This window comes from Algoriphagus algorifonticola, from assembly GCF_007655305.1.
Classification (GTDB): Bacteria; Bacteroidota; Bacteroidia; order Cytophagales; family Cyclobacteriaceae; genus Algoriphagus; species Algoriphagus algorifonticola.
The window spans coordinates 1-24285 of sequence record NZ_VLOG01000042.1; the positions used below are offsets into that span (position 1 = coordinate 1).

The 24285-nt window shown below is 41.3% G+C and carries 21 protein-coding genes; 17 read left to right on the plus strand and 4 right to left on the minus strand.

The genetic code is table 11. The features are described from left to right. Positions 1-151 precede the first annotated feature (151 nt). Positions 152-886: an RluA family pseudouridine synthase gene (locus FL972_RS10645; protein WP_091651997.1), complete on the minus strand. Its 735-nt coding sequence runs from the start codon at positions 884-886 to the stop codon at positions 152-154. A gap of 107 nt (positions 887-993) precedes the next feature. Between FL972_RS10645 and FL972_RS10650 the strand changes: the two genes are divergently transcribed. Continuing rightward, the gene (locus FL972_RS10650) at positions 994-2211 is read left to right on the plus strand and encodes an NHL repeat-containing protein (RefSeq protein WP_144605378.1); all 1218 of its coding nucleotides are present in this window, start codon (positions 994-996) and stop codon (positions 2209-2211) included. Here the strand turns inward: FL972_RS10650 and FL972_RS10655 are convergent. From FL972_RS10655 to FL972_RS10665, 3 genes are read right to left on the minus strand one after another with little or no spacing between them, the layout of a single operon-like run. Then, a complete protein-coding gene (locus tag FL972_RS10655) occupies positions 2180-3151 on the minus strand; it encodes a YpdA family putative bacillithiol disulfide reductase (protein WP_144605379.1) in 972 nt (323 codons plus the stop codon). The genes FL972_RS10650 and FL972_RS10655 overlap by 32 nt on opposite strands. A gap of 5 nt (positions 3152-3156) precedes the next feature. Beyond that, positions 3157-3915 (minus strand): NRDE family protein, encoded by a 759-nt coding sequence (locus FL972_RS10660; RefSeq protein WP_144605380.1) that lies wholly within the window; start codon positions 3913-3915, stop codon positions 3157-3159. 48 nt (positions 3916-3963) lie between these two features. Beyond that, positions 3964-5073 carry an alkene reductase gene (locus tag FL972_RS10665; protein ID WP_144605381.1) on the minus strand — a complete coding sequence of 370 codons (1110 nt, stop codon included), beginning with the start codon at positions 5071-5073 and terminating at the stop codon, positions 3964-3966. Positions 5074-5183: 110 nt separating this feature from the next. Here FL972_RS10665 and FL972_RS10670 point away from each other — a divergent pair, with 110 nt between their 5' ends. The 16 genes from FL972_RS10670 to ftsZ all read left to right on the plus strand — a co-directional run bounded on the left by FL972_RS10670 (position 5184) and on the right by ftsZ (position 24284). Continuing rightward, positions 5184-5984, plus strand: coding sequence for an SDR family NAD(P)-dependent oxidoreductase (locus FL972_RS10670; protein ID WP_144605382.1), 801 nt, complete (start codon positions 5184-5186; stop codon positions 5982-5984). A gap of 110 nt (positions 5985-6094) precedes the next feature. After that, positions 6095-6469, plus strand: coding sequence for a BlaI/MecI/CopY family transcriptional regulator (locus FL972_RS10675; RefSeq protein ID WP_091651166.1), 375 nt, complete (start codon positions 6095-6097; stop codon positions 6467-6469). Further along, positions 6466-8463 carry a M56 family metallopeptidase gene (locus FL972_RS10680; RefSeq protein ID WP_144605383.1) on the plus strand — a complete coding sequence of 666 codons (1998 nt, stop codon included), beginning with the start codon at positions 6466-6468 and terminating at the stop codon, positions 8461-8463. The genes FL972_RS10675 and FL972_RS10680 overlap by 4 nt, the downstream gene beginning before the upstream one ends. A 434-nt stretch (positions 8464-8897) precedes the next feature. Beyond that, on the plus strand, positions 8898-9332 hold the full coding sequence (gene mraZ / locus FL972_RS10685; RefSeq protein WP_091651160.1) for a division/cell wall cluster transcriptional repressor MraZ: 435 nt from the start codon (positions 8898-8900) through the stop codon (positions 9330-9332). Positions 9333-9336: 4 nt separating this feature from the next. Next, positions 9337-10248 carry a 16S rRNA (cytosine(1402)-N(4))-methyltransferase RsmH gene (gene rsmH / locus FL972_RS10690; RefSeq protein WP_144605384.1) on the plus strand — a complete coding sequence of 304 codons (912 nt, stop codon included), beginning with the start codon at positions 9337-9339 and terminating at the stop codon, positions 10246-10248. After that, entirely contained in the window at positions 10245-10631 is a 387-nt protein-coding gene (locus FL972_RS10695; protein WP_091651155.1) for an FtsL-like putative cell division protein, read from the plus strand. Before rsmH ends, FL972_RS10695 begins: the two co-directional genes overlap by 4 nt. Further along, on the plus strand, positions 10628-12736 hold the full coding sequence (locus FL972_RS10700; RefSeq protein ID WP_144605385.1) for a penicillin-binding protein: 2109 nt from the start codon (positions 10628-10630) through the stop codon (positions 12734-12736). The genes FL972_RS10695 and FL972_RS10700 overlap by 4 nt, the downstream gene beginning before the upstream one ends. Next, positions 12733-14199, plus strand: a complete 1467-nt coding sequence (locus FL972_RS10705) for a UDP-N-acetylmuramoyl-L-alanyl-D-glutamate--2,6-diaminopimelate ligase (RefSeq protein ID WP_144605386.1) — start codon at positions 12733-12735, stop codon at positions 14197-14199. The genes FL972_RS10700 and FL972_RS10705 overlap by 4 nt, the downstream gene beginning before the upstream one ends. Before the next feature lies 1 nt (position 14200). Continuing rightward, a complete protein-coding gene (gene mraY / locus FL972_RS10710; RefSeq protein WP_144605387.1) occupies positions 14201-15412 on the plus strand; it encodes a phospho-N-acetylmuramoyl-pentapeptide-transferase in 1212 nt (403 codons plus the stop codon). 4 nt (positions 15413-15416) lie between these two features. Next, on the plus strand, positions 15417-16769 hold the full coding sequence (murD, locus tag FL972_RS10715; RefSeq protein ID WP_144605388.1) for a UDP-N-acetylmuramoyl-L-alanine--D-glutamate ligase: 1353 nt from the start codon (positions 15417-15419) through the stop codon (positions 16767-16769). Continuing rightward, a complete protein-coding gene (locus FL972_RS10720) occupies positions 16766-17935 on the plus strand; it encodes an FtsW/RodA/SpoVE family cell cycle protein (RefSeq protein WP_144605389.1) in 1170 nt (389 codons plus the stop codon). Before murD ends, FL972_RS10720 begins: the two co-directional genes overlap by 4 nt. Continuing rightward, complete coding sequence (gene murG / locus FL972_RS10725) at positions 17932-19041, plus strand: undecaprenyldiphospho-muramoylpentapeptide beta-N-acetylglucosaminyltransferase (RefSeq protein ID WP_394344574.1); 1110 nt, start codon at positions 17932-17934, stop codon at positions 19039-19041. The genes FL972_RS10720 and murG overlap by 4 nt, the downstream gene beginning before the upstream one ends. Then, positions 19038-20444: a UDP-N-acetylmuramate--L-alanine ligase gene (gene murC, locus FL972_RS10730; protein WP_144605391.1), complete on the plus strand. Its 1407-nt coding sequence runs from the start codon at positions 19038-19040 to the stop codon at positions 20442-20444. Before murG ends, murC begins: the two co-directional genes overlap by 4 nt. Beyond that, a complete protein-coding gene (locus FL972_RS10735; protein ID WP_144605392.1) occupies positions 20441-21199 on the plus strand; it encodes a cell division protein FtsQ/DivIB in 759 nt (252 codons plus the stop codon). Before murC ends, FL972_RS10735 begins: the two co-directional genes overlap by 4 nt. A 10-nt stretch (positions 21200-21209) precedes the next feature. Beyond that, positions 21210-22520: a cell division protein FtsA gene (gene ftsA, locus FL972_RS10740; RefSeq protein WP_144605393.1), complete on the plus strand. Its 1311-nt coding sequence runs from the start codon at positions 21210-21212 to the stop codon at positions 22518-22520. A gap of 108 nt (positions 22521-22628) precedes the next feature. Beyond that, positions 22629-24284, plus strand: coding sequence for a cell division protein FtsZ (gene ftsZ / locus FL972_RS10745; protein ID WP_144605487.1), 1656 nt, complete (start codon positions 22629-22631; stop codon positions 24282-24284). Position 24285: the final 1 nt, after the last annotated feature.

A 24285-nucleotide genomic window follows, 5' to 3' on the forward strand; every position in this document is an offset into this window, starting at 1 on the left:
GGGGCAAGGGGGATTTTAGGAAATACAGTGGAAATACAATAGAAATACGCCTTCGGCGAAATATTGACGTCAGGAAATTTCTTACTCATCTCTTTGCATCTTTGCCTCTTTGCGGGAGCTTAAAAAAACCACGTCGCCGCTAGCCTATAAATCAACCGGAAAATGTATTATCCAGATGCTGATCTTTTGCCTTAACTTCTTCAAACTCATAAAACTGCTCCCAAAATTCATTTTCCGGTAAAGCCGCTCTGAGGTATAGCTTCTCCTTTTTGATCGGGTGAACAAAGACTAAATTGAAAGCATGAAGGTTGATGCTTGCATCAGGGTTGGGCTTCGCAAATCCATACTTCAAATCTCCACGGATGGGACAACCCATGGAAGCTAATTGAACGCGTATCTGATGAGGACGTCCGGAGATCGGTCTCACTTCTATCAGCCAATGGTCATTCAGTTTGCCCAAAGTTTTATAATTCAGCTCAGCTTTTTGGGAACCTGGAACTTCACGCTCATGAGCAGTGACGACATTTTTTTGCTCGTCCTTCGTGAGCCAGTGGGTGAGCTTACCCATTTCTTCTCTTGGTCGTTTTTTGACGATGGCCCAATAGACTTTATGAATATCTCTTTTTCTAAAAAGCTCCATCATACGTTCCAAACCTTTGCTGGTTCGGGCAAAAGCCACCAATCCACTTACAGGCCTGTCTAGCCTATGGATGGGATGTAAAAAAACTGCTCCGGGCTTATTATATTTTTCTGCAATATAATCCTTGCAGTAATCGGTTAGGGTTTTGTCTCCCGTCTTGTCTCCTTGCACTAAAACTCCCGCAGCTTTATTGACAATCAAAAGGTGGTTGTCCTCATAGACAACGTTGAATGGCTTCTTTTTCATAGATGCCACAAAGGTAGGCAATTTGTAATTAGTTCTGGTTTTCTGTTTAACATGTCTTGTTTTTTAGTTGAATCTCTTTATACTCGTATGTCAATTACAGATGGCTTATGAAACTTCAATGGTTTATTGTATCTCTATTTTTACTTTTTTCCTGCTCTTCTTCTGAAAAAAATGATGATACTGATTTATTCAATCAGTTTGTTACATTTGAAAAGGTTGACTCAATTGTCGTCAGGGATATTTTAGCAAGCGTATTTTTATTTCAAGGAGTGATAGACAATCAATTCATTTTTAGAGACCATGTTTCTTCAGAGGTATATATTTTTGATGATGAGGGAAAGCTTATAAGTCGGTGGAATAAAGAAGGGGATGTCCCGGGTAAATTCTCCATGTCTTCAGGAAACTTTCTCTTTGACCGAGAGGGTCGAGTAGTGGTATTGGATATTATGCATGGATTAAAAGTCCTCGAACTCGATGGAAATGTGATAAAGGATTTTAGTATTTACCAATTTCAAGTTGGTCTTGCGGGGGCATTTTCACTTTTTGATAGTCAGCAGGTTATTGAAAAAGATGGTCAGGAATATTTGCTTTACTCATTAGATATCATTGAAGAATTTGATGGGAATTATCCGGCAGAATTTCTCCGTGAACGAAAAAATCTCTTATTGACAAATCTTAATACCAACGAAACTCAAAAAGTTATACCTTTCCCGCAAAGCTCGATTTTTTTGAATGGAAAGGTTTTCTTTTTTAGGGATTTCAGACCAGTTTTTTACTTTGATCAACTACAGCAAAGGCTCCTCTTGATGTTTCAGGGAGAAAATGTATTGTATACCTATGATTGGTCAGGCGATAGCCCAGTTCTTATTGATTCAAAAACAATAGATCTTGAAGGATTTGAAATAGCCACAGGTTTTGAGCCTGGTTCAATTCAACTTGGAAAAATTTCCGAATTTGATAAAAGGGCCTATGCTTCTACTATCGTCAACTTATCGAAGGTAGGATCTGATTTTCTACTCTCCTATTCAGGGACTCCTCAGGATAAGGCGGCCATTGCTAGCGTAATAGCAGGTGGAGCTTCAGATGAAATTAAGACAAAATTAAGAAATGAAACACCCCGAGGGACCTTTCTTTTAAGACCTGATGGTGAACTCATTCCAGTGAACCTACCTCCTATGCATTATGGAAGCTTTAAAGTAATAGGTGAGGATATTTACTGGATGAAAAAAACGGATCCCGATGTGGAGGCAGAGGAATTTACACTTTATCGAGGTAAGCTTAAAATTGAAAAGCTTAACCCAACTTTTTCACAATATCATCCATAATCGATTCAGCATGGACAATAGAGTTTTCTATGAAAAACTCTCGAGTGTTTAATCCTCCGCATACCACTCCCGCCAAGTAAACTCCTGATACATTTGATTCTTGATTAGCTTGGTCATAGCAAGGTTGGCGCTTTTCGTCCAGTGATAACTCCACTCCCAATTGATCTAAGAGGGCAAAATTGGGTTTGTACCCTGTCATCGCCAAGACAAAGTCATTGGCAATCGTGACATCTCCCTCAGGAGTTATGATGGTGACTTCTTTTTCTGTGATCTCCTTCACCTTAGACCGGGTAAATGCACGAATACTTCCCTCTTTGATCCGGTTCATGATATCTGGGCGCACCCAATATTTCACATTGTCATCCACTTCATCACCGAGTAAAACCATACTTACTTCAGCTCCTTTTCTCCAAGTTTCCAAAGCTGCATCTACTGCTGAGTTAGCTCCTCCGACCACCAGTATTTTCTGTCCTATGAAAGGCCATGGCTCTTTATAATAGTGCATCACTTTGGGCAATTCCTCTCCGGGAACATTCATCAGATTTGGCAGATCATAAAATCCTGTGGCCAATACGATTTTCCGGGTTTGGTAAATTCCCTTGGAAGTAGTGATCTTGAAATGGTCTCCGGATCTCTCCAATTTTTCTACCCCTTCATACAAATTGACATTGAGTTTGAAGTGGAAAAATATTCTCCTGTAATATTCCAGTGCTTCAGTTCGGGTAGGCTTATTTTCTACCGACATGAAAGGGATACCTGCCATTTCCAATCGGTCGGAAGTGGAAAAAAAGCGCATATTGACCGGATAATTGTAAATGGAGTTCGTCAGAGCTCCTTTTTCCAAGATCAAATAGTCTAAGCCATGCTTCTGGGCTTCCACGCCACAGGCTAACCCAATGGGGCCTCCCCCAACTATGATCACATCAAAAACTTTATTCATATACTTTAATAGGTCTGAATTTGAGCTGAAGTGTCCTCGAAATTACTTTCAATCCAATCGAAAGTTCTTTCTTGAATCGAAATATGGTTGTTTTTGTTCCATAAAACCGAACTTGCAGAGCGAGTTCCGTAATTGCCGTTAGCTCGAATAAGTTGAGCTGACAAAGCAATTTCCAAATCTTTGGGAGCTCCTGTATCAGGTAATTTCTCCAAGGGATAAGTTTGCTTGGATTTTAGGATTTGAAGTAGCTTGCTATTGCTTAGGTCCTGTTCGAGGGCTTCCTTCAGTTGCATTTTAGCCAACTCAGTTTTGGGCCATGGGTCGTTGAGCAGGCCATTACTCAATCCATGAATTCCTGGTTTGACTTCCTGGATTCCATTTCCAAAATTACTGAAATAGAAAAGCCCCTTTCCATCTGAAACTAGTAGATTGAATCCCTCATAACGATTTTTTTCCTTTTCGATTTCTTTTAGATAATCTTTGGGAGAAATGCTGTCTTCCAGGAAATCTTGTACCAGTTTTCCTCTGGAAATCTCCCCATTACCCATTTTGCGAAAATCCCGATAATTAGTTAAAAAGGACCATCGACCACTAGGATGAAACCCCATCCAAGTTCCGCCACCTCGCAAGTCTTTTCCAGCGATGATATCATTGTCCCAGGTATGCAAAGGGGCAGTGGGCCGCTCAAAAAACTCATCCCGATTGGCTGAGATTACCAATGGATATTCGCTATGATTTTGCCAGGAGAAAGCTACCAAACACATATTTAAATATAAAGCGAAAGGCCGGATAAACCGGCCTCTCTAGGTGAATTAACCAACTTTTGACTCTTTCAAACTTGGATAATCTGTGTAACCTTTCTCTCCAGGAGTATAAAATGTGTCTTGATCCCATTCCGCTAAGGGCACATTTTCTTCAAAACGCTTAGGTAAATCAGGATTGGAAATAAATGGCTTACCAAATGCAACAGCATCTGCCAATCCTTCCTCAATCACTTTATTTCCACTTTCCTGATCAAAGTTATTATTGATCACCAAAGTACCCTTAAACATTGGTCTGTATCGCTTTGCGATGTTTGACTCCAAATAAGAGATCTCTGATACATCGGTGAAAGGCTCTGATAAGTGTAGATACGATAAGTCGTAATCGTTTAGCCTACTGACTATGTAATCAAATGTTGGAATAGTCTCTTCATCTGCCTCCATTCCAAAAGCTCCATGCAAGGAAGGATTCAGTCTTACGCCAATTCTGTTTTCAGGCATTACTTCCTTAATGGCGTCAATGACCTCAAAGAGAATTTTTGCTCTGTTCTCTATGCTTCCGCCATATTCGTCAGTTCGCTGATTGGAAGAGTTGTTGAAAAACTGGTGAAGGAGATAGCCGTTGGAAGAGTGAATCTCTACTCCATCAAAACCTGCCTCCATGGCGTTCTTTGCTCCATTTTTAAAATCTTGGATAGTTTGTTTGATATCTTCCAAAGTCATTTCCTTTGGAGTGACAGTCTCCTTGAATCCTTCTGGAGTATAGGACTTGGAGTTAGGGTTGATCGCAGATGGTGCATGTGGTAATTCCCCGTTGTGAAAATCAGGGTGAGAAATTCTTCCTACGTGCCATAACTGGATGAAAATATGACCTCCTTTGGCATGAACTGCCTCAGTTACTTTTTTCCAACCTTCCACTTGAGCTTTGGAGTGAATACCCGGAGTATTAACATATCCTACCGCTTTTTTAGAGATTTGGGAACCTTCAGTGATAATTAATCCAGAGGAAGCTCTTTGTTCGTAGTATTTTACGTGAATATCAAAAGGAGCATTCTCCTCATTGTTAGCTCTACTTCTGGTCATTGGAGCCATCCAAACTCTATTGGAAAGTTTCATGCCTCCAACCTCTATAGGTTGTAAAAGTGCTTGTTTAGTACTCATAAAGAATAATTGGTTTAGTTCTAAAATTGAATGTCTATACAACTATATGCCTTCTTTGAAAGTTCACGATTCAAAAAATTGATTATCTTAATAGCCTGATCACCCCAACGATGAACCCAACCTTACTGATAATTACCGGTGCTGCAAGTGGTATCGGGTTGGAGCTTGCGAGTTATTTTGCCAAGCTTTCCACTAATCTGATTTTGATTGATACCGATGAAAAAACTTTGAAAGAGTCTTTTCAGGAAAATGAACAAATCAGTTTGATCGCTGCAGATATCACTCAAGAAGATACTTGGAATAAAGCTATTGATCTTGCGAAAAACCGATTTACTCCCATATCCCACTTGATCAATTGTGCAGGTGTAATCCAGCCTGGATTTTTACTGGATTATAAAATCAGCGACATTGCCTATCACTTAGATATCAATACAAAAGGAAGTATCCTAGGTACTACAATTATCGCCAGGGAAATGAAAAATCAGAAGTTTGGGCATATTATCAATATTTCCTCTTTGGCAGGGATAGCACCAGTTGCAGGGCTTTCATTATATACAGCTTCCAAATTTGCGATTCGAGGTTTTTCACTTGCTGTGGCGGCTGAATTGGAAGAGTATGGTGTGGAAGTTTCAGTAGTCTGTCCTGATTTAGTCCGAACCCCCATGCTGGAAACGCAGCTAAATTATCCGAAAGAATCAGTTTTGAGTTTCAGCGGCCCGGAAAAAGTACTGACTCCTGTTGATGTTCGCGAGGCTATCGTCCAATTAATAAAAAAGCCAAAACGGATGATTTGTATTCCGGAGCGAAGAGGATTATTGGCCAAAATAGCCGGAACTTGGCCAGGATTGGGTGAATTTTTTCGGGCTGGTCTGGAGAGAAAAGGGGAAAAGGCCTTGTCTAGACTAAAATAATGTATTGAAGGTCAATTTTTTAACAGATTTTAATACGATTCTTATCGTACTTTTTTTGATAATACGACACTTTTCGTAAACTTTGTACGAAGACAATCGTATAGACTCACATGAATAAACCAACAGAAGCAGAATTGGAGATCTTATCTATCCTTTGGAAGATGGGAGAAGCAAGTGTACGACAGGTACATGAAAAGTTGGCGGAGACCAAAGATACCGGGTATACTACCACTTTAAAGATTATGCAGATCATGCATGCGAAAGGAATGCTTTCTCGAAATGAGCAAAGTAGAACTCATATCTATAGTCCTTTGACTAATCAAAAAGAAACGCAAAAATCACTTTTAAAGAATTTGATGAGCACCGCTTTTGGTGGCTCAAGTAAATCCTTGGTGATTCAGGCATTGGGAGAAGAAAACCCTTCCCAAGAAGAATTGAATGAGATCCGAAACTTTTTAGACCAACTTGAAAATAAAAAATCATGAATCTATTGAATGATTGGATTCCGGAAAATCTCCTGCAGGCCTTGGGTTGGACCTTGGTCCATTCCATCTGGCAGTTGATATTAATTAGCGCTTTTCTATGGATAGCCTTGAAGCTATTTTCCAAGAAAAGCCCGGAATTCAAATACAAACTTGCAGTGGCTGCCTTAGGCATGAGTTTGATAGTTGCATTCGCTACACTTTGGTACGAGTTTTCGGTTCTTCCTGCAATTGGAAGTAAGTTAACTACCAGCTCAGAATTGATCTTTTTTCAACTATCAGGAGGAATTGCAGAGTCTAATCTTTCTTGGATCGAGTCATCTATTTTATGGATAGAATCTCAAATTCCCTTATTCGTCAACTTTTGGTTTTTTGGTTCCATATTATTCTTGATGAGACTTTTTACCAGTCTTTCGGAGATTAGGAGTTTAAGAAAAACCAGTTTTAACGCTGAGGATCAAACCCTGCTTGCTGCTGTTGAAAAAGTAAGTAAAAGATTGGGGATCAGTCGAAATGTGAATTTAAGGATCACTCATAATAGTCTTTCTCCATTAACCTTTGGAGTTTTCAAGCCTATGATTCTGATACCTGCTGGATTAATATTTCACCTTAGTCCAAGCCAGTTGGAGGCAATTATTGCACACGAACTGGCCCATATCAAAAGGTATGATTACCTAACCAACTTAATGCAGTCTATGATGGAGGTATTCTTTTTTTACCATCCATGTTTCTGGTGGATGAATCAGACTGTTAAAGAACTGAGAGAAAATGCAGCCGATGATTTGGCAGTGTCCACGGGGGTAGAGCCCAAGGAACTCGCTTATAGTTTGGCCGAAGTATTAAATTTTAAACAACAAAACGCACCGGAATTGGCTATGACAGCCAGTAAAAGAAGGAATCCAACCCTTCATAGAATTAAAAGAATGATGGGATTTCCAGCCCAGATTTATCCACAAAACCCTATTATTTCACTACCCATGCTACTAACCCTATTATTAAGTGCGGGACTGATGGCAAGTGCCCAGCAGGATTCTCCGCTAAACACAGAAAAAGAAGAACCAAATGTGTATCTAGAAAACCCGGATTTGGGTGATTTCATCCCAACAAGCGAGCTCAATCCCACTTGGACAAAGGCAGATACCAGCAAAAAGGAGGAAACCAAAAAAGTAATAAAAATCGAAGGTGAAGAACCTATGATTTGGGAGTCTGATGGGAATACATTTATTCTGAAGGGTAAAGGCCCCAATAGCTTCCAATATCAAATTAAAGGAGATACTTTGATTTCAAATGGGGATACTATTTTCATGAAAGGAAAGACAGCGATGATTTTCAAAAATGGACCTTCCTTAAGTCCAGCTCCTAAGCTTAACTTGATGGTGGCTCCTGAGTTTCCTGAAAACTTTATGACAATGGCTGTTCCTGAGTTCCCAAGTGAAATGATTCCTCCATTAGTTTTTGCCATGCCGCCGATGGAAGCGATGCCTCCAATGCCGGATATGCATTTGAAAGGCTTTGCCATGCCTCCTCTGCCTCCCATGGATTTAAATGATACTACTGAAGCATCCAAAGCTGAAAGAGAAAAGTGGGTAAAAGAATGGGAGGCAAAGGCTGAAGCTTGGTCTAAAAAGGCGGAAGAGGCCATGAAGGAGTTTGAGCCAAAAATGAAGGAATGGCAGAAGAAGATGGAAGAGTGGCAAAAGTCTCAAGAACCTAAAATGAAGGAGTTCGAGGATCAAATGAAAGCCTGGGAAAAAGAAAATGAACCAAGGGTAAAAGCTTGGGAGGATAAAATGAAAGCTTGGGAAAAGGAACAAGAGCCCAAGCTCAAGGAATTTGAAGCCAAGATGAAAGAATGGGAGAAATCTCAACAACCCAAAATCGAAGAGTTCCAACGAAAAATGGAAGAGTGGAAGAAAGAAAATGCCAAGAAAATGGAAGAGTTTCGAAAGGCTATCGAAGCTGAATTCAAAAAAAGCAAGGAAGACTCTAAGAACTGATATTGTGTGTTGATAATCCAAAAAGGCCCGGTTGACTGACCGGGTTTTTTTGTGGAGTCTTTTTTTTTGCCTAAAGGGAAAATATATTTTTCTAAAAGGAGTCTTCAAAAATCTGATTGGCATGAATTTTTATGGGAAAATGCCCCACTTTTTTTACTGAAACTGACAAGATCTTGGGTGTTGATTACTTATTCTGTTCAAAAATGTTCGATTTTGGCTCATTTTGAGGGTTTTTTAAACATCATGAATTCATCCTTAAAGCGCTGAATACCAGTAAAAAAATCTGATAAATTTTTTGATAAATATTGGCTTGGATCAAACTTTTGGCTACTTTTAAGTTAAAGTGGGAAAAAGTGGGGGAAAGTGGTAGAATGTGAAAAGCATTTTATTACTTTTGTCTTTACTACAAACTCGTCTTAAAGCGCTAAGAAGAAATGTTCAACAGTCAATATGAATGTAAGCTGGATCCGAAAGGTCGTCTGGTCTTGCCCTCCAAGATTAAAGGGGCGATTCCGGAGGCTAACGGTACTACGCTCATGCTTCGCATGGCTGAAGACAAATGTCTTGCACTTTATCCAATGGTCGAGTTCAAAAAATTGGAGAACCAGATCAAAGCATTATCCATCAACAATCCTGAGCAGCGTAAGCTTCAAAGGACATTTTTCATCACAAGTGTGGAAGTGGAACTGGATAATGCTGGTAGACTTTTGATCCCCAAGCTTTACCAAACCTATGCCGGGTTAGAGAAAGATGTGGTAGTCGTAGGGATGGGTAGCAGGATTGAAATCTGGAATCCACAAAATTATCTGAATAATATCATCGAAGATCCGGCGGACTTGTCCAGCCTGATGGAAAAGTATCTCTCCTGAAGCTATGACTGAGTCTGTGTACCATATTCCAGTGATGCTCGCCCAATGCACTGAAGGCTTGGCTATTGACCCCAACGGCATCTATGTAGATGTGACTTTTGGAGGCGGTGGTCATTCCAGAGAAATTCTCAAGCATTTGGACAATGGCCATTTGTATGGTTTCGATCAAGATCAGGATGCTGAAGCGAATATTCCGGCCGACCCTAAGTTTACTTTCGTTCAGGCCAACTTCAGAGATATCAAAAAATACCTTCGCCTATATGGGGTGAAGAAAGTAGATGGAATTCTCGCTGACCTAGGAATCTCCTCTCATCAAATTGATGAGCCGAGTCGTGGTTTCTCTACCCGATTCAAAGGTGACTTGGATATGAGGATGAACCAGTCGGCGCCACTTTCTGCCAAGGAAGTGCTGAATACTTATGAAGAAAGCAAGCTCCATAAGATTTTCGGGATCTACGGTGAGGTTAAAAATGCAAAAACGCTTGCTCAGGCAGTAGTAGCTGAAAGAGCTCAGCAAGCATTTGAAACGACGGAAGGCTTCACAGCTTTTCTCAAAAAATATGCGCCACGAGGAAAGGAGTTTAAATACTTCGCTCAGGTATTTCAGGCTTTGAGAATTGAGGTGAATGATGAGATGGGAGCTTTGGAAGAGATGCTGATGAGTTCGGTGGAGCTATTGAAGCCGGAAGGGCGATTGGTGGTGATGAGTTACCACAGCCTGGAGGATAGGTTAGTCAAAAACCTGATCCAAAAGGGAAAATTTCAGGGTGAGTTGGAAAAGGACTTTTATGGAAATCCCATGAGGCCTTTGGAGCCGGTGAGTAGAGGAGCAGTAGTAGCTGATGAAAAGGAAATAGCAGCTAATCCAAGAGCTAGAAGTGCGAAGCTCAGGATAGCTAAAAAAACAGGAAAATGAGTCAGAACACCTTTAGAAAGAAGTTGAAGTCTGGAAATAAGCCGAAGTCATCCGGCTCAGGAAAGACTATTTTCTCCTGGATAGAGGAAAAGCTGGATGTGACAAAAATTCTTGGAGAAGGAGTTCCGGTACAGCTGGTTCCTCCTGTAGGATTTATTGTGATGCTGGCACTTATATATATATGGAGTAATCACCGGGCTGAAAATATGGTCCGAAAAATAGAAAAAGCACAGCAGGAAGTGGAGGATCTGAGAGCAGATGTCACAACGCTTGAGGCGGAATACATGCTCAGTTCCATGCAATCAGAGCTGGCTAAAAAAGTAGAGTCTCAAGGTATAATTGAATTAGAACAACCTCCTATCAAAATAGAAGTCAAGAAGTGAATATCAAGCGATCCATAGTGCTAAGAGTGAGGGTGGTTTTCATCCTGATTGCGCTTGCGACAGCAGCGATACCGCTTCGTATTGCCAAAATTCAGTTTGAGGAAGGAGACAAGTGGAGAGAAAAAGCAGAGACTATCAACTTTCAGTACAGAGAGGTGCCTGCAACAAGAGGGAATATCTATGCCGGCGATGGCAGTTTATTGGCCACAAGCCTACCTTTTTACAGAGTTGCCATGGACCCGACTATTGCCAAGTCAGATCGCTACAATGCAGGAATCGATTCTTTGGCCAAAATGCTTTCAGCTTTTTACAAAGACAGATCTGCTACTGCATATAAGCGCATGATCACAGATGCCCGTAGAGACAATAAAAGATATCTTGTCTTGAATCGAAAGCAGATAGGGTATCAGGACATGCAAAAAATGTCCAATTGGCCGATTTTCCGTGATGGCAGATTAGGCGGCGGCGTATTGTTTGAAAAAGTAGAAAAGCGATACAGACCATTCAATGCGTTGGCCAGCAGAACTGTCGGCTTTTTGAATGAAAATGAATACGGTGCTGGAATTGAATACAGCTTTAATGAGTATTTGAAAGGTCAGGACGGAAAAGCATTGTTTCAGCGGTTGGCTGGGGGTAGTTGGAAGCCGGTTTTTGACGCAGAAGATATCAAGCCTGAAGACGGATATGATGTGATTACCACTTTGGATGTCAATATTCAGGATGTGGCCGAAACTGCTTTGCTAAAGCAACTTGTAGAAAGGGAAGCGGCTTTTGGATCCGTGATTGTCATGGAAGTGAAAACTGGGCAAATCAAAGCAATAGCTAATCTTCAAAGAAACAAAAACGGCAAAGGCTACGGAGAAAACTACAACTTCGCCATAGGAGATCAAGGCAATACCGAGCCGGGATCTACTTTTAAGCTGCTTTCCATGCTGGCACTTTTGGAAGAAAATAAAGTGAGTTTGGGACAATCTATTGAGACTGGAAATGGTGCTCATAGATTTTATGACCGAACCATGCGAGATGCAAAAAATGGAGGATTCGGGACCATCACTGTTCGTGAGGCTTTTGAGAAATCTTCTAATGTGGCTATCTCCAAATTAGTGGATATGCACTTTGGATCCAGTCCTTCCAAATTTTTATCCTATGTGGAAAAGGTTGGAATCAATCAGCCTTTTGGTTTCCAGTTGGCTGGGGAAGGCAAGCCTTATTTTAAAAAGCCTGGCAGCAAACAGTGGTACGGAACTTCTCTTCCTTGGATTTCTATCGGATATGAGATAAAGCTAAACCCTCTTCATACGCTTGCTTTATATAATGCGGTGGCGAATGGGGGCGAAATGGTCAAGCCTTATATCGTGCAGGCAGTGATCAAAGGAAATAGAATTGAAAAAGAATATCAGCCGGAAGTGCTTCGGAAAAGAATTGCATCTGAAAAAACCATCAAGCAACTGCAAGAGCTTTTGCAGGGCGTCGTAGAAAACGGAACAGCTAAGAATATTTCCAATGCCGATTACAAAATAGCAGGTAAAACAGGTACCGCTCAGAAATTAATCAATGGCCGCTATACCCAGAAATACTACACCAGTTTTGCAGGATATTTCCCGGCAGAAAAGCCAAAGTACTCCATGATTGTGGTAATCGATAGCCCAAATGGATTTGCAGCTTACGGGGGAGATGTTTCAGCTCCAGTTTTTAAAGAAATAGCAGATAGGATTTATGCTTTGGATATAGAGTTGAATCCAACCGGACCAGCTCAAATATTACGTGCCGAAGCCTCCACTTCCACTTTACCATTTGTAAAAGCAGGAAAAGCAGAGGAAGTGCATCAGATCTTGGAGCAATTGGGAGTAAAAGCCAATGCTGTTCAGGCTGATGATTGGGTAAAAGTAGTCGCTCAAGATAACAGAGTAGGCTGGAAAATTAATGATACCGAAAAGGCAATGGTCCCTGATGTTTCAGGTCTGTCCTTGAGGGATGCCCTTTTCATTTTGGAAAATAAGGGCTTGAAAGTGCATTACAGCGGAAAAGGCTTGGTACAAGAGCAATCTCTGGAACCAGGAACCAAGCTTCTACCGAATACAACCATAAATCTGGTGTTGGGATGAAGAAAGTGCTAAAAGACATATTATATAAAGTATCATTGATCGCCACTACCGGAGATATGGAAGTGAAGGTTAAGGATATTGTCTTTGATAGTAGAAAAGTAAGTTCAGGTTCGGCATTTGTAGCTATTGCCGGAACACAAGTAGATGGACATGAGTACATCAATGCTGCTCTTGAGAAAGGGGCAAAGATCATTGTTTGCGAAAAACTTCCAGAAAAGCTTTCAGGAGGAATTACCTGGGTTCAGGTTCAGAATTCTGCGAAAGCTTTGGGGATCATGGCCTCTAATTTTTATGACAATCCTTCTCACCAGATCAAGGTAGTTGCGATTACCGGAACCAATGGGAAAACCACCACGGCAACTCTTTTGCATCAGCTATTTATTTCAATGGGATATAGCACAGGCTTATTGTCCACTGTCGAAAACAAAATCAATGAGGAAATCATTCCTGCTACCCATACCACGCCTGATGCGGTCAGCGTGCAGGCTTTGCTTCGCAAAATGGCAAATGCTGGATGTACACATTGCTTTATGGAAGCTAGCTCTCACGCGATTGTTCAGGAAAGAATTGCAGGGTTGAAGCTAATTGGTGCAGTATTTACCAATATCAGTCATGATCATTTGGATTACCATAAAACCTTTGACGAATACATCAAAGCCAAGAAAAAGCTTTTTGATGATTTGCCTAAGGATGCTTTTGCGCTAGTCAACAGTGACGATAAAAGAGGTATGGTAATGCTTCAAAACTGCAAAGCAACGCATCAAACTTTTGCTTTGAAGTCTGATGCTGATTTCAAGGCAAAAATCATTTCCAACACGCTGGAAGGCCTGGAATTGGACATTAATGGGAAACAGGTTTGGTTCCGATTGATTGGAGCTTTCAATGCTTATAACCTTTTGGGTGTACTGGGAACAGCAGTATTGCTGGGAGAAGATGAGGACGAAGTGATGACTTCATTATCTGCTATAAAAGGTGCCAAAGGAAGGTTTGATCAGATTTCCATCGCCGGAATTACAGCGATTGTAGACTATGCGCATACTCCTGATGCTTTGGAAAATGTACTCAAAACTATCAATGGGGTAAGAGGTGGAGGTGAGCAATTGATTACTGTGGTAGGATGCGGAGGCAACCGGGATACAACCAAAAGACCTGTGATGGCAAAAATTGCTGTTCAGGAAAGTGATAAAGTGATTCTGACTTCGGATAATCCCCGATTTGAAGAGCCAGAGGCGATTTTGAAAGATATGCAAGCGGGAATTGGCCCTACTGATTTACGAAAAACTTTGACTATCACAGATAGAAGAGAAGCGATCCGAACAGCCTGTATGCTATCCAAGTCTGGCGATATCATTCTGATTGCTGGGAAAGGACATGAGGATTACCAGGAAATTCAAGGTGTGAAGCACCATTTTGATGATAAAGAGGTGGTAAGTGAAATCTTAAATGAACTGAAACAAAACTAAGATGCTATATCCCATTTTTGATTATTTAGATAAGGTTTTGGACATTCCTGGAGCAGGGGTGTTTCGCTATATCTCTTTCCGTGCTGGGATGGCGGCAGTTCTTTCATTGATTATTACCATCACCTTTGGGCATAAAATCATTGCCTGGATTAGAAATAAGCAGATCGGCGAAACCGTCAGAGACCTTGGTCTTGAGGGACAAACTCAAAAGAAGGGAACTCCGACAATGGGAGGGCTGATGATGATAGCAGCGATTTTAATCCCAACTCTATTATTTGGTGACTTAGACAATATTTACATCCTCCTTCTTCTTATCACCACTGTGTGGCTGGGAGGAATTGGCTTTTTGGATGATTACATCAAAGTTTTCAGAAAAAATAAGGAAGGACTAGCCGGAAGATTTAAAATCATCGGCCAAATAGGGATAGGAATCATCGTTGGAGCTACGCTTTACTTCCATGAAGATGTGGTAATCAGGGAGTTTCAAAATCCTGTTTCTATCGAAGAAGGAATTGTAGAGACCCCTGCTTATCAGGATATTAAAATTGCAAAAACAACCATTCCGTTTGTTAAGAATAACGAATTAAACTACGAATCAATTTTAGGATTCTTGGGTGAGTCCATGACTCCGGTTTTATACATTTTAGTAGTGATATTCATTATCACTGCTGTGTCCAATGGCGCTAATATTACCGATGGAATAGATGGTCTGGCAGCAGGGACTTCGGCCATTATTGGCTTAACAATTGCAATTTTCGCCTATTTAAGTGGTAACGCGATTTTTTCCCAATACCTGAATATCATGTACATCCCTAACTCAGGAGAGTTGGTGATTTTCGCCTCAGCTTTTATAGGAGCTTGTGTTGGCTTCCTGTGGTACAATGCTTATCCAGCTCAGGTATTTATGGGAGATACAGGTTCGCTGATGCTGGGTGGAGTGATTGCTGTTTTGGCATTGACACTCAGAAAGGAACTTTTGATTCCTATTATGTGCGGGATTTTTCTAGTGGAGAATCTTAGCGTAATGATTCAAGTCAGCTATTTCAAATACACAAAGAGAAAATATGGAGAAGGAAGACGGGTATTCTTAATGTCTCCTTTGCATCATCATTATCAGAAGAAAAGTATTCCGGAAGCCAAAATTGTAACCCGGTTTTGGATAGTGGGGATCTTGTTGGCAGTCATCACTTTGGCAACTTTAAAATTGAGATAAGTAAATGAAACGCGTAGCCATCATAGGAGCAGGAGAAAGCGGATTGGGAGCAGCGATGCTAGCCAAGCTGGTAGGCTATGCTGTTTTTGTAAGTGATGCAGGGCCTATTTCTGCGGAAAGAAAAGCCACGCTGGAATCCCATGGGATAGAATTTGAGGAAAACACACATAGTGAAGAGAGAATTCTTCATTGCGATTTACTGATAAAAAGCCCGGGGATTTCGGAGAAAACGCCATTGATTCAAAAGGCCACTTCCGAAGGCATAGCAGTGATTGATGAATTGGAATTTGCGCATCATTTCACTCAGGGAAAAGTAATTGCCATCACTGGAACCAATGGAAAAACCACTACAACCTTGCTCACTTTTCACTTGATGAGGTCTGCTGGATTGGATGTTGGTCTTGCGGGAAATGTTGGCAAAAGTTGGGCTGGGCAATTGGTAGAAAGAGATCATGAATGGTGGGTACTGGAATGCAGTAGCTTTCAGATCGATGGAATGCTTAGCATCCGGCCTAAAGTAGCCATGTTGACCAATATCACTCCTGATCACTTGGACAGGTATGATTATGATGTGAATAAATACATCGCTTCTAAAATGGGGCTTTTCAAAAATATGAAAACGGAGGATTTTGCTGTTTTCTATCAAGAAGATAAGCTAAGTCAGCAAGGAGTAGCTTCCAAAAAAATCAAGGCTTTGCACATTCCAGTTTCACTCGAGAGCGAGCCCGAAATGGGAGCTTTCTTGGCCAATGAAAACTTGGAGCTTAAAGTGAAAGACCGCTCATACACCATTCCTAAAGACACTCTTCCTATTAAAGGAAAGCATAATATTCTCAATGCACTTTTTGCCTGCACTGCTGCCACCATAGCTGGAGTAAGTCAGGAGGATTTAATCAAAGGTTTGAAGACATTCCAGAATGCTCCTCATAGAATGGAGCCTGTTGGAAAGATTGAAGGAGTGCAGTTCATCAATGACAGCAAAGGGACCAATGTGGAAGCCACATATTATGCTTTAGGAAGCTTTCAAAAACCTATGATCTGGATTGCTGGGGGAGTGGATAAAGGGAACGACTATTCAGTTTTGCTTCCATTAGTGGAAGGAAAAGTAAAGACTTTGATCTGCTTGGGTAAGGACAATGAAAAGTTGAAAAAGGCTTTTCAAAATACTATTCCAAGTATTCGGGAGACTGAGGATATCAAAGAAGCTGTGAGCTGGGGTTTGGAATTAGGCGAAAGCGGGGATATTGTTCTCCTTTCTCCTGCCTGTGCCAGTTTTGACTTATTCAAAAATTACGAGGATCGCGGAAATCAATTCAGACAAGCGGTTCAGAAATTAAATGAAAAAGAAAGCGCATGAGTCAGTTTAAGACATGGATAGATGAGCATTTCAGAGGTGACCCAATCATCTGGGGCATAGTGATATTGCTTTCTCTTTTCAGTATCCTGGTAGTGTACTCTGCTACTGGTTCTCTTGCCTATAAATATGCTGGAGGCAATACTGAATTGTATCTATTCAGACACTCAACACTTGTTTTTGTATCACTTTTGGTGATGTGGTTAGCCCATAAGGTTCCTTATAAGAATTATGCCTTGTATGCTCGTTTGGCCATGTATTTATCCATGCCATTATTGCTAATCACTTATTTATTTGGATCCAATATCAATGAAGCCAATAGATGGTTGACCATTCCGGTGATTAATCAGGCATTCCAACCTTCTGACTTGGCAAAATTGGCTCTGATAGCTGCTTTGGCGGCTATGCTTGCCAAGCGACAGAATAATATCAAGGATTTCAAAAGCACATTCCTCCCCATCATCATTGCTATAGGTTTAATCTGTTTGTTGATAGCCTTGGCTAATATGTCTACAGCAATTTTGCTTTTGGCAACCTGTCTGTTGATCATGTTTATCGGAAGAGTTCCAGTAAAGTACCTACTCATAGTGATAATGGTGGGGATTTTGGGCTTGACTTCAGCAGTATTTCTAGGGCAAAGAGGTGATACTTTCGTGGCTAGGATTGAAGCTTTCATGGATGAAAGTGAAGTGCCTTTCCAAGCTGAGCAATCCTATATTGCTATTGCAACGGGCGGAGTAACAGGAAAAGGACCAGGAAATTCTGAGCAGAGAAATTCTCTCCCACACCCATATTCAGATTTTATCTACGCCATCATTATCGAGGAATACGGATTGGTAGGAGGCGTTTCTGTATTGTTCCTCTATCTCGCTTTACTCTATCGAGGAATGCGAATCGTCTCGAACTCCAATAAGGCCTTTGGAGGTCTACTCTCTGCTGGATTGAGCTTTGCCTTGGTGATTCAGGCTTTAGTCAATATGGCGGTAGCTGTAGGCTTGGGGCCAATTACAGGTTTGCCACTTCCTTTATTGAGCATGGGGGGTACTTCCTTGGTATTTACAGGGATTTCCTTGGGAATTATTCTCAGTGTATCGAGAGGGGATCATCAGGATGAAATTCAGACGGGTTCTGCGATGAACCGACCAAAACTTAAAACTGCCTTATCATAGAAACTACAAAAACATATCGCATACTCATTAGTGGAGGAGGAACCGGAGGACATATCTATCCGGCCATCGCTATTGCTAATGCCTGGGTGGAAAGACATCCGGACAGTGAGGTGCTTTTTGTGGGTGCTTTAGGCAAAATGGAAATGCAGAAAATTCCTGAGGCAGGCTATAGGATTGTAGGGCTTCCAGTGGCTGGGCTTCAAAGAAGCTTGAGCTTATCCAATTTGAAGTTCCCTTTCAAATTATTGAAAAGCCTATCCAAAGCTTTTGGAATTGTCAAAGAATTTAAGCCACAAGTAGTAGTAGGTGTAGGCGGGTATGCCAGCGGGCCTGTGTTGTATGCAGCCCAAAGCAAGAAAATTCCTACGCTGGTTCAAGAGCAGAATTCATACGCTGGCCTTACCAATAAAATATTGGCGAAAAGAGCACAAAAAATCTGCGTGGCTTATCCGGATATGGGGCAGTTTTTTCCGGAAGAAAAAATTGTCTACTCCGGCAATCCTGTTCGAAAGGATATTTTGAATCTAGCAGGCAAAAGGGAGACAGCCTTGGCTCATTTTGGTTTGAAATCAGACTTGAAAACTGTCCTGGTATTAGGAGGGTCTCTTGGAGCAAGAACTTTAAATCTGGGAATGCTGGAGGATATGAAAGCCTTTGACCAAGATGGGTATCAGGTCTTGTGGCAATCCGGCAAATTCTATTTCAAGGATATGTTGGCAGCAACAGAGAAGGCTCAACTGAAAAATATCCATTTGAGAGAATTCATTAGAGAAATGGACTTGGCCTATGCCGCTGCAGATCTAATCATCTCGAGAGCCGGAGCCTTGTCGGTATCCGAACTTTCATTGGTTGGAAAACCTGTGATTTTCATCCCTTCTCCTAATGTGGCTGAAGATCACCAAACGAAAAATGCCATGGCCTTTGTCATTAATAATGCAGCGGTGATGCTGAAAGACAGGGAGGCAGTCGGTCAATTGAGAAAGAAAACGGATGAAGTCTTAGGGAATCCTGAGATGGTCAAATCCTTAGGGGAAAATATAAAAAAATTAGCCAAGCCCTTCGCAGCTGAAACTATTGTCAATGAAATGGAACAACTGATCGCATGAGTTTCAAGGGAAAAAATAGCGTCTACTTCCTCGGAATTGGCGGCATAGGCATGAGTGCCTTGGCCCGCTGGTTTCAGCATGAAGGCTATTTTGTAGCGGGTTATGATAAAACCCCTTCTCCTTTGACTGAAGAATTGGTCAAAGAGGGGATTGCTATATCTTTTGTTGACTCTGACCAGCAGATTCCTGAAAATATATTAGCTGATAAATCCAAGGTTTTGGTGATCTGGACTCCGGCGATTCCTAAGAACTCTTCCTTATTGGAGTTTTTTACCTCTCAGGGTTTTGAGATGAAAAAGAGATCCGAGGTATTGGGAGTATTGACTTCATCCCATAGAAGTATCGCAGTAGCCGGTACTCATGGTAAGACCACAACTTCCTCTTTGATTGCTCATATGTTGAAAACCGCAGGAAAACCTGTGGCAGCATTCTTAGGAGGGATTACTCAGAATTATCAAAGCAATCTAATTCTGAATGATCAAAAGGGTGAGCCAATCATGGTAGTTGAGGCAGATGAGTTTGATAGGTCATTTTTGAGGCTGCACCCTAATGAGGCGGTAATTACCAGTGCTGATCCAGATCACTTGGATATTTACGGTGACGAGGCCACCATCCTGGATGGATTCCGACAGTTTGTGGGCTTGCTGGATAAGAAAGGGAAGCTATACATACAGATCAATGCGGCTTATAGGTTGGGAGAAGACTCACTTCCTTTAGAAAAAACCAGATTTTATGGGCTGAGATCAGAAGGAATCCGAGCAGAAAATATCAAAGCAATGCCAGGCTCATTTGTCTTTGATTATGTCGACGGTGACAAAGAAATAAAAGGGCTGGAATTATTTATTCCTGGCTTTCATAATGTGGAAAATGCCTTGGCAGCCATTGCCGTATGTCTGGATCATCAGGTTACTGAAGAGCAGGTTCGAAAAGGAATCAGCTCATTCAAAGGGGTGAAGAGAAGATTTGAAATACATGTCAATGAAAGAGGCTTGGTATTTATAGATGATTATGCGCACCATCCGGAGGAAATCAGAGCTTGTTTGAGCTCTGTGATTGCCATGTTCCCGGGAAAAAAGGTGACGGTGGTTTTTCAACCTCATCTATACACAAGAACCCGAGATTTTGCTCCTGGATTTTCAGAAAGCCTATCACTCGCAGACGAAGTGATCTTACTGGATATCTATCCTGCCAGAGAGTTGCCAATTGAAGGAGTTAATTCTGAAATGCTTTTAGAAGGTATTCAGTCCCAGAAAAAGCAAGTATTAGCGAAAACTGATTTGACAGCATATTTAAGATCAAACAATCCTGAAGTGCTGGTAACATTAGGTGCCGGAGATATAGATCGATTAGTGCCTGAAATTGCGAATTGGACCCGTTCACGCTTAAATAGTTCTGAATCATGAAAAATACAGGACTGAGGAAATCATTGGTATTTATTCTACTCAGCTTAGTGCTGGTAGGATTCATAGGTTTTGTGGAAAAGCAAAGTCTATACAAAACCTTCCAGGGAAGTGAGGTCAAAATAGGGGGAGTCAGTGGATTGTATTTCGTGGAAGAATCTGAAATACGACAAATTATCAGTGAGTCTTTTCCGGAGCTGAAGGTGGGCATGATGATAGAAGAGGTTCCATTGAAGGAAATTGAAAAAAGGATAGAAGGACATCCATTTGTGAAATCTGTGCAAGCTACGATTGGACAAAAGGGAATTTTAAATCTGGAAATTCAGCAACATCAGCCCATTGCAAGAATAGCAAGACCTACGGCAGCAGACGGCTACATCACGGTGGAAGGTCTGATTATCCCAACTTCTCCAACTTACACCAGTAGAGTGTTGATTTTGGAGGGCAAGCATGCTGAAAAATTGATGAATAAAGGAGATGTCAATTCTGAAATGCCCGAGTTGATGGATCTCATCCGGTTTATAGCGGCAGACAAATTCTGGTCCGCACAAATCACTGAGTTGGAAGTCAATTCTCCGACAGATATCAGAATGTATCAACAAGTAGGAAGTCAGATAATTGAATTTGGAGATGCTTTAAATCTCCAGGATAAGTTTGACAGAATCAAGATTTTCTACAAAGAAATATTACCCAGAAAAGGCTGGGATACCTATAGCAGGGTGAGTGTAAAATTTAAGGATCAAATTGTTTGTGAATAAAAGCTTGGATATGGAAAACGAAAAACTAATCGTCGGACTCGACATAGGTACAACGAAAATTTGTGCCATTGTGGGTCGCAAGAATGAATATGGAAAACTCGAAGTCCTAGGCATGGGCAAAGCTGTGTCAGATGGGGTAGATCGAGGTGTCGTCACCAATATTGACAAGACTGTTCATGCGATCCAGAAAGCTGTAGAAGAAGCTTCCGAAATGGCTGATGTTGAAATCGGCGAGGTAATCGTGGGAATTGCCGGACAACATATTCAGAGCAAAATTCAAAGTGGAAGCATCATGCGTCCGCCTACAGAGGATGAAATTACCATAGAAGATGTGCGCAGGCTTTCTTCAGAAATGGAGAATATTCTGGTTCCTCCGGGAAATAGAATTATTCACGTCATGCCTCAGGATTATACGGTGGATTATGAAGGTGGAATAAAGGATCCGGTGGGTATGTCTGGAACTAGACTGGAGGCAGATTTTCATATCATCACTGCCCAGACTACAGCTATCAATAATATCAACCGATGTGTAAGGAGAGCGGATTTAACTTCCAAGCAGTTAATTCTTGAGCCTTTGGCGAGCTCACTTTCAGTCTTGAGTGATGAAGAGAAAGAGGCTGGTGTCTGCTTAGTGGATATCGGTGGTGGAACTACAGATATTGCCATTTTCTACGAAAATATTATCCGTCATACAGCGGTGATTCCTTTAGGTGGAAACATTATTACTAAGGATATCAAAGAGGGATGTATGGTGATGCACAATCAGGCAGAACTATTAAAAACACGATTTGGAAAAGCGATCGCAGAAGAAGCAAATCCAAATGAAATTGTGTCTATCCCAGGCTTGAGAAATAGGCCTCCAAAAGAAATTTCAATCCGTAATCTGGCCTCAATTATTCAGGCTCGAATGGAAGAGATCATCGAGATCGTTCAAAATGAAATTATGCAGAGCGGCCATTATAAGAAATTGGCAGGAGGAATTGTGATCACCGGTGGTGGTTCTCAATTGCAGTTTATCTCTCAGCTATTCGAATACATGACTGGACTGGATACTAGAATTGGGTATCCAAATGAGCACTTGGGCAAGTCAGTAATTGAAGAAGTGAAGAGTCCCATGTTTGCTACTTCAGTAGGACTTGTATTAGCAGGTTTCAAGGCCTTGGATGATCGTGAGGAGAATTATAACAAGCGCCTGGCTAATGCAGGGGTTCAGCCAAAAACCATTAAAAAAGACTTTAATCCAAAAGATATTTTCCGAAACATCGGGGATAAGCTCAAGAGCATTATTCACGATGATATAGGAGACGACGGTAATTACTAGGGCTTATGATTAGGGGGAGATAAGCGGTCCTGCTGCTTATTTCCCTATTTCCTAACCCTATCAAATTGAAAATAACTAATTCACCAATTAAATAATATGTCAGATAACATGAAAGATTACAGATTTGATCTTCCAAAGAATCAAAAGTCAATTATCAAGGTAATTGGCGTGGGTGGTGGTGGCTCCAATGCCGTAAACCACATGTACAGTCAGGGAATTAAGGATGTAGAGTTTGTGGTAGTCAATACCGATGCGCAGGCTCTAAAGTCAAGTCCTGTTCCTTTAAGATTGCAGCTAGGTGCAAACCTAACTGAAGGCCTTGGTGCAGGAGCGAATCCTGAGCAAGGAAAAAATGCAGCGATTGAGTCTCAGGACGAAATCCGTGAGCTATTGGCAGACAATACCAAAATGGTATTTATTACCGCAGGTATGGGAGGCGGAACCGGAACAGGAGCAGCTCCTATCATTGCCAAAATCGCAAAAGAACTGAACATCCTTACAGTAGGTATCGTGACTGCTCCTTTCATGTTTGAAGGGAAAAAGAAAATGACGGTAGCTCAGGAAGGGATTGAGTCCTTGCGTGAAACTTGCGATACTGTCCTGGTAATTTTGAATGACAAGCTTCGTGAGATTTACGGGAACTTGGCAATCAGAACTGCATTTGGTAAGGCAGATGACATCCTGACAACAGCAGCAAAATCCATCGCTGAAATCATTACGATTCATCAGGATGTAAACGTGGATTTTGAAGATGTTAAGACCGTAATGAAAGATGCCGGAGCAGCCGTGATGGGGTCTTCTACTGAAGAAGGTGAAGGCAGAGCTATCAGAGCAGCTGGTGCTGCCATTTCTTCTCCACTATTGAATAATGTAGATATCAAAGGAGCTCAGAAAATCCTTTTGTCAATTATGTCAGGGGAGGAAGAAGAGCTTTCTATGGATGAATTGAGTGAGATCACTGAATACATCCAAGAAAAAGCAGGAGATAATGCTGAAGTGATTTTTGGTCAGGGTATCGATCAGGAATTGGGTAAAGCGATTAGAGTTACAGTCATCGCAACTGGTTTCGAAATGGATAAACTGAAAGGTGCCAGAAGAACCCCGGAGAAAAGTGTAGCTCCTACCCCGGCTCCAGTCCCAGCTCCTATTGTTGAAAAGCCTACTGCTGAAGTTGAGGAATTAGAAGAAGTAAAGACGGTGATCAACTTGGATTCCGGAAAATCTGAAAAGGTAAAAGAAGAACCAATCAGTAATGGAAGCACCTTCGTGTTTACTACTCCTAAGGCACCGATAGCTCCAAAAGAGCCAACACCTATGCCTGAAAAGGAAAAGCAGGAGTCAACCTTTACATTTGATTTTACAAAGAGAGAGGAGAATAAGCCTACTGAATCCAAGCCATCTCAGCCTGAAAAGATCGTTCATGATCTTTATGAAGAAGAGCCTGAAGAGGAGAAAAAGGAGCAGGAGTTACCTTCCAATCAAGAGCCTTCCAAGCCGGTTTATGCAAATGATTACTATGAGCAAATGAAGCAAAAAGCTATTCAAAGAGCGCATGAGCGATTTGAGAAGCTAAAAGGAAACCGTTCGTTTAACCCGACTCCTGAAGAGTTGAAAGAAAAAATGGAGGTTCCTGCTTATTTGAGAAAAAATGTGACATTGAATGAGCCTGAGCATAGTTCAGAAAATACCATCAGCAAATTCAATGTCAACGATGATAACGAAATCCTGGGAAACAACAGGTTTCTGCATGATAATGTGGACTAAG

Excerpts from the sequence above, each read along its gene's own strand:
- FL972_RS10645 (WP_091651997.1), bottom strand. The coding sequence starts at position 886 with ATGAAAAAGAAGCCATTCAACGTTGTCTATGAGGACAACCACCTTTTG.
- FL972_RS10650 (WP_144605378.1), top strand. The coding sequence starts at position 994 with ATGAAACTTCAATGGTTTATTGTATCTCTATTTTTACTTTTTTCCTGC.
- FL972_RS10655 (WP_144605379.1), bottom strand. The coding sequence starts at position 3,151 with ATGAATAAAGTTTTTGATGTGATCATAGTTGGGGGAGGCCCCATTGGG.
- FL972_RS10660 (WP_144605380.1), bottom strand. The coding sequence starts at position 3,915 with ATGTGTTTGGTAGCTTTCTCCTGGCAAAATCATAGCGAATATCCATTG.
- FL972_RS10665 (WP_144605381.1), bottom strand. The coding sequence starts at position 5,073 with ATGAGTACTAAACAAGCACTTTTACAACCTATAGAGGTTGGAGGCATG.
- FL972_RS10670 (WP_144605382.1), top strand. The coding sequence starts at position 5,184 with ATGAACCCAACCTTACTGATAATTACCGGTGCTGCAAGTGGTATCGGG.
- FL972_RS10675 (WP_091651166.1), top strand. The coding sequence starts at position 6,095 with ATGAATAAACCAACAGAAGCAGAATTGGAGATCTTATCTATCCTTTGG.
- FL972_RS10680 (WP_144605383.1), top strand. The coding sequence starts at position 6,466 with ATGAATCTATTGAATGATTGGATTCCGGAAAATCTCCTGCAGGCCTTG.
- mraZ (WP_091651160.1), top strand. The coding sequence starts at position 8,898 with ATGTTCAACAGTCAATATGAATGTAAGCTGGATCCGAAAGGTCGTCTG.
- rsmH (WP_144605384.1), top strand. The coding sequence starts at position 9,337 with ATGACTGAGTCTGTGTACCATATTCCAGTGATGCTCGCCCAATGCACT.
- FL972_RS10695 (WP_091651155.1), top strand. The coding sequence starts at position 10,245 with ATGAGTCAGAACACCTTTAGAAAGAAGTTGAAGTCTGGAAATAAGCCG.
- FL972_RS10705 (WP_144605386.1), top strand. The coding sequence starts at position 12,733 with ATGAAGAAAGTGCTAAAAGACATATTATATAAAGTATCATTGATCGCC.
- mraY (WP_144605387.1), top strand. The coding sequence starts at position 14,201 with ATGCTATATCCCATTTTTGATTATTTAGATAAGGTTTTGGACATTCCT.
- murD (WP_144605388.1), top strand. The coding sequence starts at position 15,417 with ATGAAACGCGTAGCCATCATAGGAGCAGGAGAAAGCGGATTGGGAGCA.
- FL972_RS10720 (WP_144605389.1), top strand. The coding sequence starts at position 16,766 with ATGAGTCAGTTTAAGACATGGATAGATGAGCATTTCAGAGGTGACCCA.
- murC (WP_144605391.1), top strand. The coding sequence starts at position 19,038 with ATGAGTTTCAAGGGAAAAAATAGCGTCTACTTCCTCGGAATTGGCGGC.
- FL972_RS10735 (WP_144605392.1), top strand. The coding sequence starts at position 20,441 with ATGAAAAATACAGGACTGAGGAAATCATTGGTATTTATTCTACTCAGC.
- ftsA (WP_144605393.1), top strand. The coding sequence starts at position 21,210 with ATGGAAAACGAAAAACTAATCGTCGGACTCGACATAGGTACAACGAAA.
- ftsZ (WP_144605487.1), top strand. The coding sequence starts at position 22,629 with ATGAAAGATTACAGATTTGATCTTCCAAAGAATCAAAAGTCAATTATC.